This is a genomic window from Myxococcus sp. CA005 (assembly GCF_006518205.1).
GTDB lineage: Bacteria > Myxococcota > Myxococcia > Myxococcales > Myxococcaceae > Myxococcus > Myxococcus xanthus.
This window is the reverse complement of the sequence record NZ_SRLV01000031.1, coordinates 23,118-40,237: the sequence shown is the minus strand read 5'-3', so window position 1 is coordinate 40,237 and position 17,120 is coordinate 23,118. Positions and strand designations below refer to the sequence as shown.

At 68.1% G+C, this 17,120-nt stretch carries 14 protein-coding genes and 1 tRNA gene; 10 read left to right on the top strand and 5 right to left on the bottom strand.

Annotated features, from left to right (window positions below):
- Positions 1-25 precede the first annotated feature (25 nt).
- Both FMQ63_RS16040 and FMQ63_RS16035 read right to left on the bottom strand, forming a co-directional pair.
- Positions 26-1,996: a hypothetical protein gene (locus tag FMQ63_RS16040; RefSeq protein ID WP_011552730.1), complete on the bottom strand. Its 1,971-nt coding sequence runs from the start codon at positions 1,994-1,996 to the stop codon at positions 26-28.
- Positions 1,997-4,381, bottom strand: a complete 2,385-nt coding sequence (locus tag FMQ63_RS16035) for a bifunctional UDP-sugar hydrolase/5'-nucleotidase (protein WP_011552731.1) — start codon at positions 4,379-4,381, stop codon at positions 1,997-1,999.
- Positions 4,382-4,524: 143 nt separating this feature from the next.
- On the opposite strand from FMQ63_RS16035, the gene FMQ63_RS16030 reads away from it, so the two are divergent.
- The 7 genes from FMQ63_RS16030 (at position 4,525) to FMQ63_RS16000 (ending at position 13,119) form a co-directional block, all read left to right on the top strand.
- Positions 4,525-5,205 (top strand): NUDIX hydrolase, encoded by a 681-nt coding sequence (locus tag FMQ63_RS16030; RefSeq protein WP_011552732.1) that lies wholly within the window; start codon positions 4,525-4,527, stop codon positions 5,203-5,205.
- Between the two features lie 79 nt (positions 5,206-5,284).
- The gene (locus FMQ63_RS16025; protein WP_011552733.1) at positions 5,285-6,748 is read left to right on the top strand and encodes an MFS transporter; all 1,464 of its coding nucleotides are present in this window, start codon (positions 5,285-5,287) and stop codon (positions 6,746-6,748) included.
- Between the two features lie 74 nt (positions 6,749-6,822).
- Positions 6,823-8,388, top strand: a complete 1,566-nt coding sequence (locus FMQ63_RS16020) for a hypothetical protein (RefSeq protein WP_011552734.1) — start codon at positions 6,823-6,825, stop codon at positions 8,386-8,388.
- Between the two features lie 96 nt (positions 8,389-8,484).
- Positions 8,485-9,231: a hypothetical protein gene (locus FMQ63_RS16015; RefSeq protein WP_011552735.1), complete on the top strand. Its 747-nt coding sequence runs from the start codon at positions 8,485-8,487 to the stop codon at positions 9,229-9,231.
- A gap of 136 nt (positions 9,232-9,367) precedes the next feature.
- The gene (gene pdhA, locus FMQ63_RS16010) at positions 9,368-10,489 is read left to right on the top strand and encodes a pyruvate dehydrogenase (acetyl-transferring) E1 component subunit alpha (RefSeq protein WP_026113962.1); all 1,122 of its coding nucleotides are present in this window, start codon (positions 9,368-9,370) and stop codon (positions 10,487-10,489) included.
- Between the two features lie 53 nt (positions 10,490-10,542).
- Positions 10,543-11,529 carry a pyruvate dehydrogenase complex E1 component subunit beta gene (locus FMQ63_RS16005; RefSeq protein WP_011552737.1) on the top strand — a complete coding sequence of 329 codons (987 nt, stop codon included), beginning with the start codon at positions 10,543-10,545 and terminating at the stop codon, positions 11,527-11,529.
- Positions 11,530-11,535: 6 nt separating this feature from the next.
- Entirely contained in the window at positions 11,536-13,119 is a 1,584-nt protein-coding gene (locus tag FMQ63_RS16000) for a pyruvate dehydrogenase complex dihydrolipoamide acetyltransferase (RefSeq protein WP_011552738.1), read from the top strand.
- A gap of 74 nt (positions 13,120-13,193) precedes the next feature.
- On the opposite strand, the gene FMQ63_RS15995 is transcribed toward FMQ63_RS16000, so the two are convergent.
- Complete coding sequence (locus FMQ63_RS15995; protein WP_020477650.1) at positions 13,194-13,442, bottom strand: hypothetical protein; 249 nt, start codon at positions 13,440-13,442, stop codon at positions 13,194-13,196.
- A gap of 183 nt (positions 13,443-13,625) precedes the next feature.
- Here FMQ63_RS15995 and FMQ63_RS15990 point away from each other — a divergent pair, with 183 nt between their 5' ends.
- Both FMQ63_RS15990 and FMQ63_RS15985 read left to right on the top strand, forming a co-directional pair.
- Positions 13,626-13,910, top strand: a complete 285-nt coding sequence (locus FMQ63_RS15990) for a DUF2795 domain-containing protein (RefSeq protein ID WP_020477651.1) — start codon at positions 13,626-13,628, stop codon at positions 13,908-13,910.
- 165 nt (positions 13,911-14,075) lie between these two features.
- Positions 14,076-15,233 (top strand): sensor histidine kinase, encoded by a 1,158-nt coding sequence (locus FMQ63_RS15985; RefSeq protein WP_011552740.1) that lies wholly within the window; start codon positions 14,076-14,078, stop codon positions 15,231-15,233.
- Here the strand turns inward: FMQ63_RS15985 and FMQ63_RS15980 are convergent.
- Positions 15,205-15,789 (bottom strand): hypothetical protein, encoded by a 585-nt coding sequence (locus tag FMQ63_RS15980; protein WP_020480715.1) that lies wholly within the window; start codon positions 15,787-15,789, stop codon positions 15,205-15,207. The genes FMQ63_RS15985 and FMQ63_RS15980 overlap by 29 nt on opposite strands.
- 69 nt (positions 15,790-15,858) lie before the next feature.
- Here FMQ63_RS15980 and FMQ63_RS15975 point away from each other — a divergent pair, with 69 nt between their 5' ends.
- Entirely contained in the window at positions 15,859-16,830 is a 972-nt protein-coding gene (locus FMQ63_RS15975) for a response regulator (RefSeq protein ID WP_216608785.1), read from the top strand.
- A 146-nt stretch (positions 16,831-16,976) separates the two neighbouring features.
- On the opposite strand, the gene FMQ63_RS15970 is transcribed toward FMQ63_RS15975, so the two are convergent.
- Positions 16,977-17,048, bottom strand: a tRNA-Glu gene (locus FMQ63_RS15970).
- Positions 17,049-17,120 lie beyond the last annotated feature (72 nt).

Below are 17,120 nucleotides of genomic sequence, written 5' to 3'. Positions count from 1 at the left end.
CCGGGTCGCGAGAATCATCAGAAGACTACGGATTGACGCAAGGTCGGATCGGTCGCGGGCACTCCATGCCCGGGCCGGGGTAGCAGCAGATGTCGTCCACGTCGCGAGGCAGCACGTTCCACCGAGGGCGGGCGGCGCTCACCTGCCGCAGGTGGCCCACGACGTCGAAGGTGGCCGCATGCAGATTGCGGCACTGCTGGGCCGCCTCCGCGTTCGGGTCATCCTCGCGGCAGTCGGGAACCAGGTCCGGCACCGCGTCCTTGGTGACCAGGTTGATGCGCGTGCGCGCGTCCGCCGCCACCTTGCAGGTGAGGGTGCCATCCTCGCGGTTCTGGACGGAGGCGTACACGACGCCCTCACCCGCGGCCATGGTGTGCTGCAGCGGAGTCTGGGCCGTCAGCGCCACCGGCGTGCCGTTGGCGCCGAAGCGCACGTTGGCCGCCTTGTCGCAGGACACGTTGACGCGCTGATCCCTGCTGAACGTGTCCGACTGGGCCCAGTTGACGATGGTGGGGTCCGCGTTGACGGAGGCGGTGAAGGTCTGGATGCGCCCGGGGACGGATTCGTCCAGGCCCGCCGAGGCGGCGCCGGTGGGGTTCATCTCCACGACGAACTGGCCGAAGCCGTTGTACGTGTTGCGCTCGGCGCAGTGGACCCCCGCGAACTGGCCAATGCCCATGGTGCAGTCGATGTTGCACTGCCGCTCGGCGATGTCCGGATCGTTCGGGTTGTCCGTGCCGCAGCTTCCCCACGTCCCCGCGCGGGTATTGGGACAGAAGAAGGGGACGTTGCCGTTGCCGTTGGCGTCACAGTTGTGGAAGACGCGCGGGAACTTCACCCGGCTGAGCTTCACCAGTGACGACTCCAGGCTCTCCATCTTGTAGTTGCCGTAGCTGTAACCGCACAGCGGGTCCGTCATGTAGAGCGAACCGCTGTAGCCGCACAGCCGGCCGTTGATCTCCACCGGCGGGTTCAGCTTCAGGTACTTGTCCCACTCCGACTGGGGCAGCAGCCGGACGCGCTCGCGCGTCGTCCAGGCGGGGAAGGTGAGCTGCGTGGTGGCGGTGAACTCCTGCACGGAGCCGGACACCGACCACAGCAGGTCGCCCGGGTCGAGCCCTTCGGGGAAGGAGTAGTTGTAGACGTAGAGCGAGTTGAAGCGGCCGGGATAGTAGCCGTCCGGCTCACCCGTCTGGATGTTGGCGCCCGGGACGCTGTTCTCGCCCACGCGGCAGGCCGTCATGTCCGTGACGAAGAAGCCGCCCGGGTCCGTGCCCGTCACCAGCAGCGTCACCGGCTGCTTGTCGTTCGGGTCGCCCTCGGCGCAGTTCTGCAGCAGCGGTGGGCCGGCCTCCGGGTTGCGCCCGATGCGCATGTACGTCCCGGCATAAGCGGTGAGCTGATCGCTGTTCTGCGGAACCTGGACCGTGGAGATGGTCGGCTCCTCGAACTTCATCATCCGCGACAGGCCGGTGGCGTTCGTGCGCGTCGCCGGCTCCTGGGGCAGCTCGCCGGGGATGACCTGCCCGTCGGCGTAATCCACCTGGGGCGGCTCGTCCTGCACCCAGACGTGGGCGTCGCCGTAGAGCTGGCCGGAGCGCACCGTGCCGGTGCCCCGGCCGTTAGTGAGCTGGGTCCAGCGGTAGCGGTACTCGCCCATCAGGTTGCCCGGCACCGTGCGGAAGGACACCGGCCCGTTGAACGACTCCATGGGCTGGCCCTTCGCGTCCAGGGCGAGGATCTCCACGTCGAAGTCCACCGGCGTCCGGGGCATGGTCAGCCGGCAGTCCGCCGTGCCGCGAACCTCCAGCGGCACCTTGTCCTGGCCGCCGTGCGCGGTGGCGCACTCATTCACCACCGGCAGCGGGGTACGCGTGCCGCCGGTGTAGATGCCCGTGAGGTTGACCCGGAACGAGGCGACGCCATCAGGCTGCGGCGTTTCTTGGGTGTAACAGCCGGCCGCCGCCAGGGCCGACAGGAAGAGCAGGCGCTTCATTTACTTCACCCTCCGGCCGATACGGGAATCCTCAACCGCGTCCGCGATGGACACGGAGGTGGGGTTCTCACAGAAGTTCCGCAGCTGGTTCGTCACTGTGCCGCAGATGGGGTTGTTGCCCGCCAGCACATCCCGGCAGCTGCAGCGGCCTGTGTACGGACCCTCCGGCACGTCGCACTGGCTCTGGATATCCTCGGCCGTCAGGCCCGGCACGCCGCAGCGCTCCGCGGCGTCCGAGGGGAGCGACAGCAGATCCTTGCAGTCACAGCTGCCCACCTGCTTGTCCAGCGCGGCCTTGAAGTCGGCAGCGGCGCGGCAGGAGCCCACCACCTGTTCGTTCACCGTCCAGCGGCCGTTGACGAGGTTGCCGCAGTAGTGGCCCGATTTGGACGTCTCGCGGCCCGCGAGGATGTCCTCGCAGGTGCAGAAGCCCTGCATGTAGCCGATGAGCGAGTCGCGCAGCGAGATGCCCGTCTCGATGCGGGTGGTGTTGCGCTTGAGGACGTTGAAGCCCGAGCCACCCTTGGCGATGTAGTCGTTGACGGCGATCTTGTAGGTGCCGGTGATGTCCAGCGGCTTGCCGTTGATCTGGATGTTGGTGCCCGGGTGCGCGTAGCAGCGGCCCACGCTGGAGTCGCTGCTCTGGTCCACCAGGCACTGCCACGGCGCGTGACCCTGACGGTCCTGGTTGGGGCAGTCCGTGCCGTTGAGCTCCGGGTTGCAGGGGGTCTGCAGGTCGTTCACCTGCACCTGGGCGCAGTCCATGGTGAAGCGGGCGCCGGAGATCTGCGCCTGGCTGACGCAGCCGCGCTCCGCGGAGCGCTCGGTGACGAAGTCGAACATCTCCTGCATCTCCTTGCCGGAGAGGTACATGATGTTGATGGTGTTCTCGAACGGGAACACGTTGAACATCGACTCCTGGCTCACCACGCCCGCGTAGAGGTTGTCGCGGATGCCCAGCGAGTTGGTGAGCGCCATCTCCGCCTCGACGCGGCGGCGCTTGCGCATGGAGTCCGCGGCGATGTTGCCCAGCGGCGAGTCACCACCCGTGGAGTTGTTGCGGCGCTGCACGTCGCGCGGCGCGTAGGAGAAGATGGACGTCAGCTGGAAGTTGAAGTCCATGCCCAGGATGTACGGCTGGAGCAGATGCGTGGTCATCCGGTCCTCCTGGTTCTTGCACGCCTGGATGGCCTGACGGACTCGCTCGTCGCGGAGGAACTGGCCCTCCTCCCAGAACACGCTGTTGTCGTGGCGGAAGCGGCGCATGGCGTCGTCGCACCACAGGGCGTCCATGGGGAACACGCGGTAGTCCTGGCTGATGATTTCGCCGCCCTCACCGGTGCCGAGCACCTCGGGCATCTTCACCACCAGCTCCAGCCGGCCCACGTACTTGGCGAAGGCGCCAGAGTGCGCGAGCACCACCTTGCGGCCCGCGGGGTCGGTGAGCAGCTGCGGCGGGTTGAGCACGACGTGCAGGTGGCCACCCATCACCGCGTCCACGCCCACCACGCCGGGGATGCGCACGCGCACCACGGACTTGTCGTCCCCTTCGGGGCCGAACCACTCCAGCACCTGCCAGGGGGCCTTCTGGCGCTGCACGTAGGCCTTGGCGCGGGAGTACTCGTAATAGGCCTCGTAGCCCTGGATGACGTCCTGGTCCTCATGGAGCCCCAGGTGGCTGACCAGCACGATGAGGTCGGTGACGGGGCGCAGCAGGTCCACGTAGGCGCGCGCCACCTCGTTCTGCTCCAGTGGCGTCACCTGGAGGCTGTTGCCACCTTCGACGATGGAGTTGAGCGAGGAGATGTTGGCCATGCCGATGATGGCCACCCGGAGGCCCTTCACGTTGCGGATGGTGTACGGCTCCACTTCCAGGGCCGTCTGGTGGTTGCCGTTCGCCCGCCAGTCGTCCCAGAAGTAGTTGGCCGCCAGCAGCGGGAACATCGCGTGCTGCTGCGCCATCTGGGTGAAGTTGAGGAGGCCCGCGTCGAACTCGTGGTTGCCCACGACGGCCGCGTCGAGCCGCGCTTCGGAGAGGAACTTGAACTCCACCTCGCCGGTGTTGAGGTTGAAGATGGGCGCGCCCTGGAAGCAGTCGCCCGAGTCCACGTGCAGCACACGCTCGCCCTGGGAGCGCTCGCGCTTGAGCAACGCCCCCATGCGCGTGGCGCCGCCGAAGGGACCCGCTTCCGGGATGGTCCCCAGGTCCACGTCCGTCTTCAACGGCGTGAAGTCATAGGGGATGAGGCGCGAATGGATGTCCGAGGTATGAAGGAGCGTCAGACGCACCTCCTGCCCCTCGAGGTTGTAGTCCTGGCCTTCCAGCACCGGCATGCACGAAGCAGATGCCAGGGCGCAGCAGAGGCCGAGCAGGAGGCGACGCATCAAGAGAATTCCGTGTTTCGGGAGGGAGACAGCGGTAAAGCGGGCGCAAGGTACGGGATCAAGCTTTGTCGGGCAAGCAACGCCACCATGGCGGGCCAGGTTCCTGCCATCGGCGTTCCTACCCCACAGGAGAGCAGGCGGACATGCGGCAGCGTCATTCCAGTGTGACTGACATCGAGATCATCGAGGATTTCTCGTCTACCGCGAGATGCGACGAGGGCTTTCTCAGGGTTCGGCGGCTGCGCTGCCGCAACCGGCGCGCGGACGGTTCTTCCTCTCCCGTATACCGCGTGGACGTGGTGGACCGGCCCCGGTTGGACGCGGTGGCGGTGCTCGTCTATCGCCGCGGCGCGTCAGGTCTGGAGGTCCTGACGCGGATGAACCTCCGGCCCGCGGCGTATTTCCGGAAGGACAGCCGTGACGCGATGACCGTTCCAGACCCTGCGTCTGGCTACTTGCGCGTGGAAGAAATTGTCGCGGGACTGCTGGAGCCGGAGGACAAGGGCGAGGACGGCCTGCGTCGCCGCGCCGCGGCAGAGGTGCATGAGGAGGCCGGGTTCAACGTGAAGCCGGAGGACATCCGGCTGTTGGGCGGCGCCTTCTTCCTGGCGCCGGGCATCCTGTCCGAAAAGGTGTTTCCCGCCGCGGTGGACGTCACCGACCTGTCACCCGAGGAGCCCGAAGGGGATGGTTCGCCTCTGGAGGAGGGCACGCAGTTGCACTGGCGTCCCATCCAGGACGTGTTGGACGCGTGCCGGCGCGGTGACATCCCGGATGCGAAGACGGAAGTCGCGTTGACGCGGCTGCTCGCCCTGCAGCCCTGAAGGGCGTGCATTGTTTTCGCACGGCCGCGTGCCGGGGTAGGGTGCGCGGCGTTCCGCAATCCACCGCAGAGGTCGCTGCATGTCGTCGCTGCCCCCCTGGCTGGCCCAGTTCCTGCCCATCCTCATCCTCCTGGGGGCCATCGGCCTCGTCCTCACGCGCCTGCCCAAGGTGGAGCTGGGACACTCGGAGGCATTCAAGCGCCGCCGGTTCTTCAACTGGTTCCCGTTGGGCATGACGTACGCGTTCCTCTACATGGGGCGCTACAACCTCAACGTGGCCACCAGCGCCATGGGGGACCGCACCTCCAACGCGGACTTCGGCACCATCTTCGCGTGGGGCACCGCCGTCTACGGCGTGGCCTTCCTCCTCAACGGCCCGCTGACGGACAAGCTGGGCGGCCGGAAGACCATCCTGATGGCGGCCGCGGGTTCGGCGGTGGCGAACGTGGCCATGGGCGGCGTGGTGTACGCGGTGCTGACGCACAACTGGGCGCCGCCGGGCGGCCTGGTGGCGACGCTGTCGTTCCTCTACGCCGTCAACATGTACTTCCAGAGCTTCGGCGCGGTCTCCATCGTCAAGGTGAACGCGGCCTGGTTCCACGTGCGCGAGCGCGGCCTGCTGGGCGGCGTGTTCGGCATCCTCATCTCGCTGGGCATCTACTTCGCCTACGACTGGAGCCGGCTCATCGTGAAGGCGGCGCCCACGTACTGGGCGTTCTTCGTGCCCGCGGCCATCCTCGCCGTGTTCCTGGTGGTGGACTACTTCGTCATCCGCGACACGCCCAGCCACGCGGGCCATCCGGACTTCGACACCGCGGACGCGTCCTCCGGAGAGACGGGGCCGCAGTTGGGGGTGGCGGGCGTGCTGAAGCGCATGCTGACCAACCGCGCCATCATCATCATCCTCTGCATCGAGTTCTGCAGCGGCTTCATGCGCAACGCCATCATGCAGTGGTACCCCAAGTTCGCGAAGGCGACGGGCCTTGGCGAAACGTTCGTCGCGGCCAACTGGGGCATGCTGCTGTGCGTGGCGGGCATCACCGGCGGCATGTTCGCCGGCGTCATCAGCGACCGCGTCTTCGACTCACGCCGCGGCCCCGTGTCCGCCGTGCTCTACGCCGGCATGTCGGTGGGCGCCGTCATCTCCGTGTTCGTCCTGGAGAGCGTGGCCCTGGGCTGGACGGTCATCTTCATGTCCCTGTGTGTCATCGGCGTGCACGGCATGCTGTCCGGCACGGCCAGCATGGACTTCGGCGGGAAGAAGAACGCCGGCCTCGCTGTTGGCATCATCGACGGCGCCGTGTACGCGGGCACCGCGCTGCAGTCCATCCTGCTGGGTTCCATCCTGCCGATGGGTGACGAGGCGAAGACCGCCGCCAACTGGGGCAACTGGCCCTACGCCATGCTGCCGCTGTCCTTCCTCGGGCTGCTGCTGGCCACCCAGGTGTGGAACGCCCGGCCCCAGCCGAAGTCCACGCCTGTGCCGGCCACCCTGCCGGTGCCCTCGGAGGCGCCAGCGAATCGGACCGGTACTGGCGGGTGATATCCATGTGGCCCCAACGATGTGTGACGTTGGGGTCACTCCCGCGTGACAGGGATGTAGCGTAGACTCCAGGTGTGTCCCAGTCACCCGCACCCCTGCAGAGCCGCTTCGAGGTCCACGACCGGAAGCAGTTTGAGATCAAGCTCGAGTATCAGCCCTCCGGGGCGGATGAGACGCGCTACCTCGTCGAGGCGTATCTCTTCCTGCCGGGGAGCCTGAACATCGACGCGGAGACGTACCCGCGGGCGGACTTCTACGCGGACATCCACAACTACGTGCGCTTCAAGACGCCGGTGATGGCGGTGAACGAGCTGCTGAACTCGGACACCTCGCCGCTGGTGCGCTTGGAGGCGTGGCTGCGCACGGGGATGGGGTCCGAGAAGGACGTCGTGTACCAGGCCAAGCTCCTCTCCTGCGTGCTGCGCGGTGCGCTGCGCCGCTTCGCCACCGGGGTGGAGTCGCGGTGCGAGGGCCCCGCGGCGCTGACCACGGACGCGTGCGCGGTGCTGGAGTCCGAGATCCTGGCCATGCAGGCGGGTGTGACGCAGGTGCTGGCGCGCTTCCGCGTGTGGCTGCGCGCGGTGGGGGAGCTGCACCTGCAGGAGCGCTCGCGGGCGTCGCTGCGGCTGGTGGACGAATACGTCAGCCTGCTGGTGGAGGGCGGCTTTCGGCGCTCGGTGGCGGACATGAAGTCGCTGCCCCGCGGCGAGCCGTGGCATGGGCTGCGCAAGGGGCTGATGGAGGCGGTGCTGCGGGAGGAGGCGTACCGCAAGGAGCACCGGCTGCGCAGCGTGCTCAGTCCCACGGGGGACAACGAGGAGTACATCCTTCGGCTGGGCTTCCTGAAGAAGTTCTGCATGAACGTGCTGTTCCTGTCGTCGAAGCGGCGGCAGAAGCGGCAGGGCTGGGAGGAGATGCTCTTCGCGCTGGCCGCGGGCATCGCGATGACGGTCGCCACCGCGGTGGCCTTCTGGGCGCAAGAGCGCTACGCGCAGGCCAGCCTCAACTTCTTCCTCATCCTCGTGGTGGGGTACATGGTGAAGGACCGCATCAAGGAGGGCCTGCGCCGGATGCTCAGCCGGGTAGCGGCCATGCACCTGGCGGACCGGACCACGGACCTGGTGGACCCCGTCACCGGGCGCGTCATTGGCGCGTGTGAGGAGCGGGTGGACTACGGGCCCTCGCTGAAGGTTCCAGACACGGTGGCGGCGCTGCGCCAGCGCGATGACTTCCTCACCGCGACGCAGGGCGAGCTGTCGGAGACGGTCATTCGCTACCAGAAGCAGATTGTCCTGGATGCCCGGCACCTGCCGCGCACGCAGCGCGGCCTGACAGGCGTGACGGACATCCTCCGCCTCAACGTCGAGCGCTTCCTGCGCGACATGGACGAGCCGGAGCTGGCGCTGGAGTACGTGGACCTGGCGGACCTGTCCGTGGGCCACATCCGCGGCACCAAGCGCTACCCGGTGGACATGGTGTTCCGCTTCACGGTGGTGGAGGAGGAGACGGACCGCAGCCAGGACTCCGTCCAGTTCGTGCGGCTGGTGCTGGACCGCAACGGCATCCAGCGCATGCAGCGCTTCACGGACCCCGGCCCCGGAATGCCGCCCAGCCGTTCGGGGTGGAAGGCCGCGGCCTGAAGCGGGCCCGACGCTCCAGGCAGGGGGGCGCATGTCAGCCCTGGTGGAGGTTTCGGCGGCGCCCTGGCGCGCGCGGGGGTAATCTCCCCGGCGCACATGGCTTACGACGACTTCAAGAAGCGTATTCGCGACGACTGGCGTGACACCCTGCGTTCCATCCTGGAGCGCGCCCGCTCCCAGGGCTCCTCCGCCGTGCTGGCGTTCGACCTGGACTCCACCCTGTTCGACAACCGGCCCCGGCAGGCCCGCATCCTCCGTGAGTATGGTGCCGCCCGCTCGCTGGCCGTGCTGGCCGCCTGCGAGCCGCACCACTGGGTGACGGGCTGGGACATGAAGGAGGCCATGCGCGCCTGCGGCCTGGAGGACGCCCTGGTGGAGTCCCACTTCGCCGAAGCCCGCCGCTTCTGGGCCGAGCGCTTCTTCACCAGCGACTACTGCGTGGACGACGAGGCCATCGACGGCGCGGCCAGCTTCACCCACGAGGTGGTGGCCACCGGCGCGAGGCTCGTCTACGTCACGGGCCGCCATGAGGCCATGCGGGAAGGCTCCGTCTCCTGCATGCGCCGTCACGGCCTGGTGCTGCCGGATGACGACCGGGTGCTCCTCGTGATGAAGCCCACGCTGGCCGAGGACGACGACGCCTTCAAGCGGGAGGCGCACGCGCGGCTGGGCCGCCTGGGGAGCGTGGTGGCTGCGTTTGACAATGAGCCCACGCACGCGAACGACTACCGGCGGAAGTTTCCAGAGGCCACCGTCATTCACCTGGCCACGGACCATTCGGGCCGGCCGGTGGAGTTGCTGGATGGCGTCATTTCCGTCCCGCACTTCGCGCTGGGTTCCTGACGCACCGCGCCTGAAACAGACGTGGCGTGGACGGGGCTTGAAAGGCTTTGAAGTCCCACTGCCGCGCGGCTATTGAGTCGCTCGGCGTTTGCCGCCCCGGGAGTTCCGTGGGCGGCCAGCATGGAGGCATTCCGCAGTGGCCAGCCCGTACTCAAAAGAACTGCTGTTGGACATGTACCGGAAGATGTACCTCATCCGTCGCTTCGAGGAGCGCGCGGGTCAGCAGTACACGCTGGGGAAGATTGCCGGTTTCTGCCACCTCTACATCGGCCAGGAGGCCGTGGCGGTGGGACCGGTGGAGGCCCTGCGACCGGATGACTACATGCTCAGTGCGTATCGTGACCACGGCCAGCCGCTGGCCCGTGGCAGCGACGCGGGCATGGTCATGGCCGAGCTGATGGGCCGGGACACCGGCTACAGCAAGGGCAAGGGCGGCTCGATGCACATCTTCGACATCGAGCATCACTTCTACGGCGGCTACGGCATCGTCGGCGGCCAGATTCCCCTGGCGGCGGGCATGGCCTTCGCGAGCCGTTATCGCAACGAGGACCGCGTCACCGTCTGCTACTTCGGCGACGCGGCGGCCAGCCAGGGCGCCCTCCACGAGACGTTCAACATGGCGTCCAAGTGGAAGCTCCCTGTCATCTACATCTGCGAGAACAACCGTTACGGGATGGGCACGGCCATTTCCCGCATCGCGGCGGTGCCGGAGATCTACAAGCGCGCCAGCGCCTACGACATGCGCGGCGAGCCGGTGGATGGCATGGACGTGCTGGCCATGTACGAGGCCGTCAAGGACGCCGCCGAGTACTGCCGCGCCGGCAAGGGCCCCGTGCTGCTGGAGGCCAACACGTACCGCTTCCGCGGCCACTCGATGGCCGACCCCGCCACCTATCGCACCAAGCAGGAGGTGGAGGATGAGCGCAAGGGCGACCCGATTCCGAAGCTGCGCGCCTACATCCTGAAGCAGGGGCTGGCCCAGGACGACGTCTTCGAGTCCATCGAAGCGGAGGTCAATGCGCAGGTGGACCAGGCAGTGAAGTTCGCCGACGAGTCGCCCGAGCCCAGCCTGGACGAACTGTGGCGCGACACCATCGTGGAGGAGGGCGAGGAGGACGTGCGCCCCCGCGAGCGCGTGCTGGGGCAGAAGGTGAACTGGCCGACGTACCCCAGTGGCCAGGAGCTGAAGGTGACGTGGGACCTGGAGCCGCGCGAGCAGGCCGAGGCGGCCGACAAGAAGGCGGGCCTCATCCGCTAGGCGCGCGCTGACCTGTCTACCAACCCTTTTTCGAGTTCGAGTCGGAGCCGACGATGCCCGAGTTGATGTACCGCGAGGCGCTGAACCAAGCGCTCGCCGAGGAAATGGAACGCGACGCCAACGTCTATCTGATTGGCGAGGAAGTGGGCCGTTACAACGGCGCCTTCAAGGTGTCGCAGGGACTGCTGGACAAGTTCGGGAGCGCGCGCATCATCGACGCGCCCATCGCCGAGCTGGGCTTCACCGGCCTGAGCGTGGGCGCGGCCATGGTGGGCTTGCGCCCCGTGGTGGAGATGATGACCTGGAACTTCGCGATTCTCGCGATGGACCAGATCGTCAACAACGCGGCCAAGCTGCGGCACATGTCCGGTGGCCAGCTGCGCTGCCCCATCGTGTTCCGCGGTCCGGGCGGCGCTGGCGGCCGGTTGTCCAGCCAGCACAGCCAGGCGCTGGAGGCCAACTACGCGCACTTCCCGGGCTTGAAGGTGATTGCGCCCGCCACGCCCGCGGATGCCAAGGGCATGCTCAAGGCTGCCATCCGGGACGAGAACCCGGTGCTCATGTTCGAGGGCGAGCGGCTCTACGCCATCAAGGGTGAGGTGCCGGAGGGCGAGCACGTCGTGCCGCTCGGCAAGGCGGACGTGAAGCGCGAGGGCTCCGACGTCACCATCATCACCTGGAGCCGCATGTATTACTTCTGCATGCAGGCGGCTGAGGAGTTGGCGAAGGAGGGCATCAGCGTGGAGGTCCTGGACCTGCGCACGCTGCGGCCCCTGGATGAGGAGGCCATCCTGGCGAGCGTGCGCAAGACGAACCGCGCCGTCATCGTGGAGGAGGGCTGGGCGCTCGCCGGCGTGGGCGCGTCCGTGGTGGATATCATCCAGTCCAAGGCGTTCGACGACCTGGACGCGCCGGTGGAGCGCGTCACGGGCCTGGACGTCAACATGTCCTATGCAGCGAACCTGGAGAACGCGACCCAGCCGGACGCACCGAAGATCATCGCCGCGGTGAAGAAGGTGCTGTACCGCGAGGGAGCTTGAACGCGTATGGCCATTCCCATCCAGATGCCGAGCCTGTCCCCGACGATGACGGAGGGGAAGATCGTCAAGTGGCTCAAGAAGCAAGGGGACAAGGTGTCCTCCGGCGATGCCGTGGCCGAGGTGGAGACGGACAAGTCCAACCTCGAAATCGAGGCCTACGACGACGGGTACCTGCTGCAGGTGCTCGTCGGCGAGGGCGAGATGGCCAAGGTGGGCGCGCCCATCGCCTATATCGGTGCGAAGGGTGAGAAGGTGGGGGCCGGCAAGCAGGTCGCGCCCGCCGCCGCGCCTCCTGAGCAGAAGCCCCAGCCGGCACCCGCGGCCCCCGCGCCGCAGGCCGCCGCGAAGCCCGCATCGTCGGGCGGCGGCGACAACCGCATCGCCATCCAGATGCCGAGCCTGTCCCCGACGATGACGGAGGGGAAGATCGTCAAGTGGCTCAAGAAGCAGGGGGACAAGGTGTCCTCCGGCGATGCCGTGGCCGAGGTGGAGACAGACAAGTCCAACCTCGAAATCGAGGCCTACGACAACGGCACCCTGGCGGAGATCGTCGTCGGAGAGAACCAGATGGCGAAGGTAGGGGCACCCATCGCGTACCTCACCGCGAAGGGCGCCAAGGCGGCCCCGGCCGCTCCGGCGGCGCAGCCCAAGCCGCCTGCTCCGGCTCCCGAGAAGCCGGCGGCAGCGAAGCCCGCGGCGGCTCCGGCCCAGGCGGGTGGCCGGCGTCTCCGCGCCAGCCCCGTGGCGAAGAGAATCGCGCGCGAGAAGGGTCTGGACCTCACCCAGGTGAGTGGCTCCGGTCCGTCTGGCCGCGTGGTGAAGCGCGACATCGAGGAGGCGCTCGCGCGTGGACCGGCGGCGGTTCCTGCCGCGAAGAAGGCCCCGGCCGCGCAGCCCGCTCCGGGCGTGCGTCCCGAGCCGACCGTGCTCCCCCTCTCGTCCATGCGCAAGGTCATCGCGCAGCGGATGACGGAGGTGAAGCCCGGCGTGCCTCACTTCTACCTCACCATCGAGGTGGACATGGAGGCGGCGTCGAAGGTGCGCGAAGAGGCGAAGGCGATGGACCTCAAGGTCTCCGTCAACGACCTCATCGTGAAGGCCGTGGCCATGGCGGTGCGCCGTTACCCGAAGATCAACGTCTCGCTGCAGGGCGACAAGGTCGTCCAGTTCCACAGTGTGGATGTGGGCATCGCGGTGGCGCTGGAGGAAGGCCTCATCACGCCCATCCTCCGGGATGCGGACCAGAAGGGCCTGCAGGCCATCGCGTCGGGCGTGCGTGAGCTGGCGGAGCGCGCTCGCAAGCGTGCCCTCAAGCCGGAGGAGTACACCGGCGGCTCCATCACCGTCAGCAACCTGGGCATGTACGGCATCGACCAGTTCGTCGCCGTCATCAACCCGCCGCAGGCCTCCATCCTCGCGGTGGGTGCCGTCTCCGAGAAGGCGGTGGTGCGCGATGGTCAGCTGGCGGTCCGGAAGATGATGACGGCGACGCTGTCGTGCGATCACCGCGTCATCGACGGTGCCATTGGCGCCGAGTTCCTGCGCGAGCTGCGCGGGCTGCTTGAGCACCCCACGCGGCTGCTGTTCTAGGCCGTCCGGTTGCCCCGCTCCGTGTGCCCGTCCTGGGGCGCGCGCGGGCGGGGCAGCGCCCGGATGGACCCTTGTTACTTGCGCGTCGGCTCTTTGCGGCCGTGCGCCTCCTGCTCCAGCTTGCGTTGAGTCTGCGTCACGCTTGCCTGGCGCTCGCGAGACGTTCCGGTCGGCAGCTCGTTCTCCTCATCGTCCGAGCGACCGCGGATGCCGGGCCAGGGCTCTGGGTGCGTGCCCTCCACATGCTCGATGCGCTCCGCATAACCGTTGTCTCCAACTGCGTTGTGCTTCGTCTCCTCGGATTTACCCTTGCTGTCCACCATGGTGTGTCCTCCCAAGCAGGTGCCATCCGGCACACTTCGTGGCGGTAACGGTGGGACGTGTGCCGCGTGCTGACCACCCACAAGCGGGTTGCACGGCTTGTCCCCCTGCCTGCTCCACGAGCGCGAAAAAAGGTCGGCGGCCGTGGGCGTTCGCTGCTTAACTTGCTTCCAATGAACGACGACATGACACGCGAACGGCTTGCCCAGGGTGTGTCGGAGTTGGAGTCGCGCGTAGGCCCGCCGCTGCCGCTGGCGGAATCGCTGCACAAGGCGCTCGACGGCGCCGTCTTTCCGCTGTCCGCGCGGCAGTTGACCTGGGTGGCCCGTGAGAACGAGGCCCCGGCCCTGGTGCTCTCGCTCCTGGGTTCGCTTCCCCGGGCCAGCTTCGGCTCCGTGGATGCGGTGGCCCGGGCGCTGGAAGGCGACCTGGAGGCCACGGTTCCGCAACAGTCGGCTTCTTCGCGCTGACACGACCCTGGACGGAGAGGGGCTCTCCGGAAGGCGCGACGCGTCAGGCGTTTGCCCTATCCTGGTGGTGCGTGCGGTACCCAGCAGATCGCCAAGGGGGTGAGGCGCTATCCTAGGCCCTACCAGCCTGGCCCCCTTCATGGGACGCTGGCCTGGAGGAGCGTCATGAACCCGTCTGAACTCCCCGCGGTCCTCTACGTCGACGATGACGCGCTGAACCTCCGGGTCTTCGACGCGAACTTCGGGCAGCGCTTCCGCATCTTTCGCAGCTCCTCGCCCAGCGAGGCGTTGGCGCTCCTGGAGCAGCGCAGGGGCGAGATTGGCGTCATCCTCTCCGACCAGCGGATGCCGGGCATGACGGGCGTGGAACTGCTGGAGCGGGCGCGCACGATTGCTCCGGACGCCAAGCGCATGCTCGTCACGGCCTACGCGGACATGCAGGCCGTCATCGACGCCGTCAACCGCGGCCAGGTGACGCGCTACTTCGTCAAGCCGTGGGACCGGACGGAGCTCCAGGCCGCGCTCGATGACGCGCTCAAGATTGCCCGACTGGAGCTGCGCATCCGCGAGGTGGAAGGGCGCATGCTGAAGTCCGAGCGCCTGGCCACCCTGGGACAGGTGACGGCGGGCATCGCCCACGAGCTGATGGGGCCGGTGGGCTACCTGTCGCAGAACGTGGCGTCGTTGCAGCGCGACCTGGGCAGCGTCATCCAGTACGTGTCGCGGCACCTGCAGACGGACCCCGAGCCCGCCGTGGCGGAGACGGTGGAGGACCTGCCCGCCCTCATCAAGGACCTGGCGGACGGCGCCGAGCACCTGCGGCAGGTGGCGCTGGGGCTGCGAGCCCAGGCCCGCGGTGAGGACCTGGAGGCCACGGCGGACGTCGCGGAAGTGGTGTCCTTCGCGGTGAAGCTGGCGCGCGCCGAGGTGCGGGAGCGGGCGCGGCTGACGAGCAACGGCGAGCCCGTGCGCGTCACCTTCGGCCCGGTGAAGCTGTGCCAGGTGCTGCTCAACCTCATCGTCAACGCGGCGCAGGCCATGGGCACCACGGGACGTCCCGGGCGCATCGAGGTCCGGTGGACAACGACTCCCGACGACGTGGTGCTCACGGTGGCGGACAACGGCTGCGGCATTCCCATGGAGCAGCAGGAGCGCGTCTTCCAGCCCATGTTCACCACCAAGCCCGTGGGCGTGGGAACCGGACTGGGCCTGTCCATCTGCCGGGAGCTCGTCACGCAGTTCGGCGGCAGCCTCCGGTTGTCCTCCACGCAAGGGGAGGGCACGGAAATCGAAATCACCCTCCGGCGAGCCCCGCCCCCCTGAGTCCGAAGGCGTTGCTGAGCATGCGCCACACGCGGTGCAGCGTCTGCGTCTCGGAGGCGCGGATGTCCTCCACCAGCACCGCGCGGCGCAGCGGGCCTTCCGCATTCTCTGGCGCGTACTCCACCACCAGCGCGTAACGGGGACCGGGGCGCTCCACCATATGGACGGCCCGCACCGCGTCGAAGGGCACCACCGCCGCGCGGGTAGCGCCCGGTGACCAGGCCAGTTGCTCCAACCGCAAGGACTCGGTGCGGAAGTGCAGGACGAAGCGCCGGCGGCCCAGTCGGGACTCCAACTTGAGGGACAGACCCACCAGGGCCGCCGCGAGCAGGCCCAGGGCGAAGGCCGCCGTCGTGCCTTCCCGGACGCCCACCAGGACGGCGGCGCCCACCGCGCACCCCAGTCCTACGCCGACGAGCAGTCCTGGCAGGGCACGCCGCTCCCAGGGCGGCGATAGGGATTCGCCCACCAGCCGGCCGCCGTCATAACGCAGCCGCACGTCGCCCAGCCGCCCGGGTACCCGGTTGTCCTGCAATGCGTCTTGAAAGCTCGCCACAGCTTCAGCATAGCGGGCCTCAAATGCGGGCTTCGTAGTTGGAAGTGAGCTGTGCGAATCTCCGCGGCCATGGAGTTCCCGTTCGAAACCGGTGAGGGTGAAGGAGGGGAAGGGGGGACGCTCGCCTCGACGGTGCTGGTGGTGGATGACGAGCCCGTCGTGCTGGACATCTGTGCCCGCCTTCTGGAGCGAGATGCCGACCTGGTGGTGACGCTGGCCGCAAGCGCGGAGGATGCCCTCCCGCTGCTGGCCGAGCAGCGCTTCGACGTCCTCGTGACGGACAAGAACCTGCCCGGCATGGGCGGCGTGGAGCTCATCGCCGAGGCGCGCCGTCTCCAGCCGTCCCTGGAAGCGGTGATGATTACCGGCTACGCCAGCTCCGAAAGCGTCGTCGCCGCCTTCGCCGCGGGCGCCAGTGACTACATCCTCAAGCCTTTTGACGACCTGCGGGTGCTGCGCGCCAAGGTGCGCGCCGCCCTGGAGCGCCGGACGGCGGGCCTGCTCGTGCGGGAGCAGGCCCGGGAGGTGGCCCGCGAGGCCGCGGCTCTCCTGGCCTCCGGTCAGGACGCGCCGGAGCGCGCCTACGAAGCCCTGGAGGCGGAGCTGCGCGCCTACGAGGAAGCGGTGCGCCTGGGCCTCAATGGCCGCGTGGCCGTCGTGGGCAGCGCGAGTACCGTCACCGTTCTTCAGGACGCTGGCTTCGAGGCGGTGGAGCTGCCGCCCTATGCCCCCGAACTGGAGCGCGTGGACGTCGTCATCGTGGAGACGGGCGACCCCCAGTGGCGCACGCTGGCCGAGCGCCTTCAGCGCAGACCGCCCGACGTGCTGCTGCTCGCCAGTCCCCAGGCAGACCTGGGTGATTTGCTGGAGGCGATTACGCTGCGAATGGACCTGGTGGGCTTCGGCACCAGCCAGGGCGCCGTCGCGCTGCCGGAGAAGGTGCGCATGTTGTTGCTGCGCCGGGGCGTGCAGCGGGCGCAAGATCGGCTCGCCGCGGCGCTCGCCGCCTTCCGGCAGAGCATCGCCGCGCCGTTGCCCTGAAGTACCCCGTCGAAGCGTGAGCAGGAACGCGCGGGCCCCGCCTCGAGAGAGGCGCCGGGCCCCGCCGGAGGGCCGTCTCGCGCCACCAACACCTGGCCCGCAAAGCGAAACGCCCACCTTCTTTTCAGAAGGTGGGCGTCTCAGTGTGACCCTGCCGGGATTCGAACCCGAGTTTGAGCCGTGAGAGGGCTCCGTCCTAACCGCTAGACGACAGGGCCGATACTTGTTTCAACCGCCGCTAACTGCCCGCGATTTCTACCTTTTTTCGTCTGCCCTCGTCAACCCTTTTG

Bases quoted from the DNA above. Each gene is read 5' to 3' on its own strand.
- FMQ63_RS16005 (WP_011552737.1), top strand. From the start codon at position 10,543: ATGCCCGAGTTGATGTACCGCGAGGCGCTGAACCAAGCGCTCGCCGAG.
- FMQ63_RS15995 (WP_020477650.1), bottom strand. From the start codon at position 13,442: ATGGTGGACAGCAAGGGTAAATCCGAGGAGACGAAGCACAACGCAGTT.
- FMQ63_RS16040 (WP_011552730.1), bottom strand. From the start codon at position 1,996: ATGAAGCGCCTGCTCTTCCTGTCGGCCCTGGCGGCGGCCGGCTGTTAC.
- FMQ63_RS15990 (WP_020477651.1), top strand. From the start codon at position 13,626: ATGACACGCGAACGGCTTGCCCAGGGTGTGTCGGAGTTGGAGTCGCGC.
- FMQ63_RS15975 (WP_216608785.1), top strand. From the start codon at position 15,859: ATGGAGTTCCCGTTCGAAACCGGTGAGGGTGAAGGAGGGGAAGGGGGG.
- FMQ63_RS16015 (WP_011552735.1), top strand. From the start codon at position 8,485: ATGGCTTACGACGACTTCAAGAAGCGTATTCGCGACGACTGGCGTGAC.
- FMQ63_RS16000 (WP_011552738.1), top strand. From the start codon at position 11,536: ATGGCCATTCCCATCCAGATGCCGAGCCTGTCCCCGACGATGACGGAG.
- FMQ63_RS15985 (WP_011552740.1), top strand. From the start codon at position 14,076: ATGAACCCGTCTGAACTCCCCGCGGTCCTCTACGTCGACGATGACGCG.
- FMQ63_RS16035 (WP_011552731.1), bottom strand. From the start codon at position 4,381: ATGCGTCGCCTCCTGCTCGGCCTCTGCTGCGCCCTGGCATCTGCTTCG.
- FMQ63_RS16030 (WP_011552732.1), top strand. From the start codon at position 4,525: ATGCGGCAGCGTCATTCCAGTGTGACTGACATCGAGATCATCGAGGAT.
- FMQ63_RS16025 (WP_011552733.1), top strand. From the start codon at position 5,285: ATGTCGTCGCTGCCCCCCTGGCTGGCCCAGTTCCTGCCCATCCTCATC.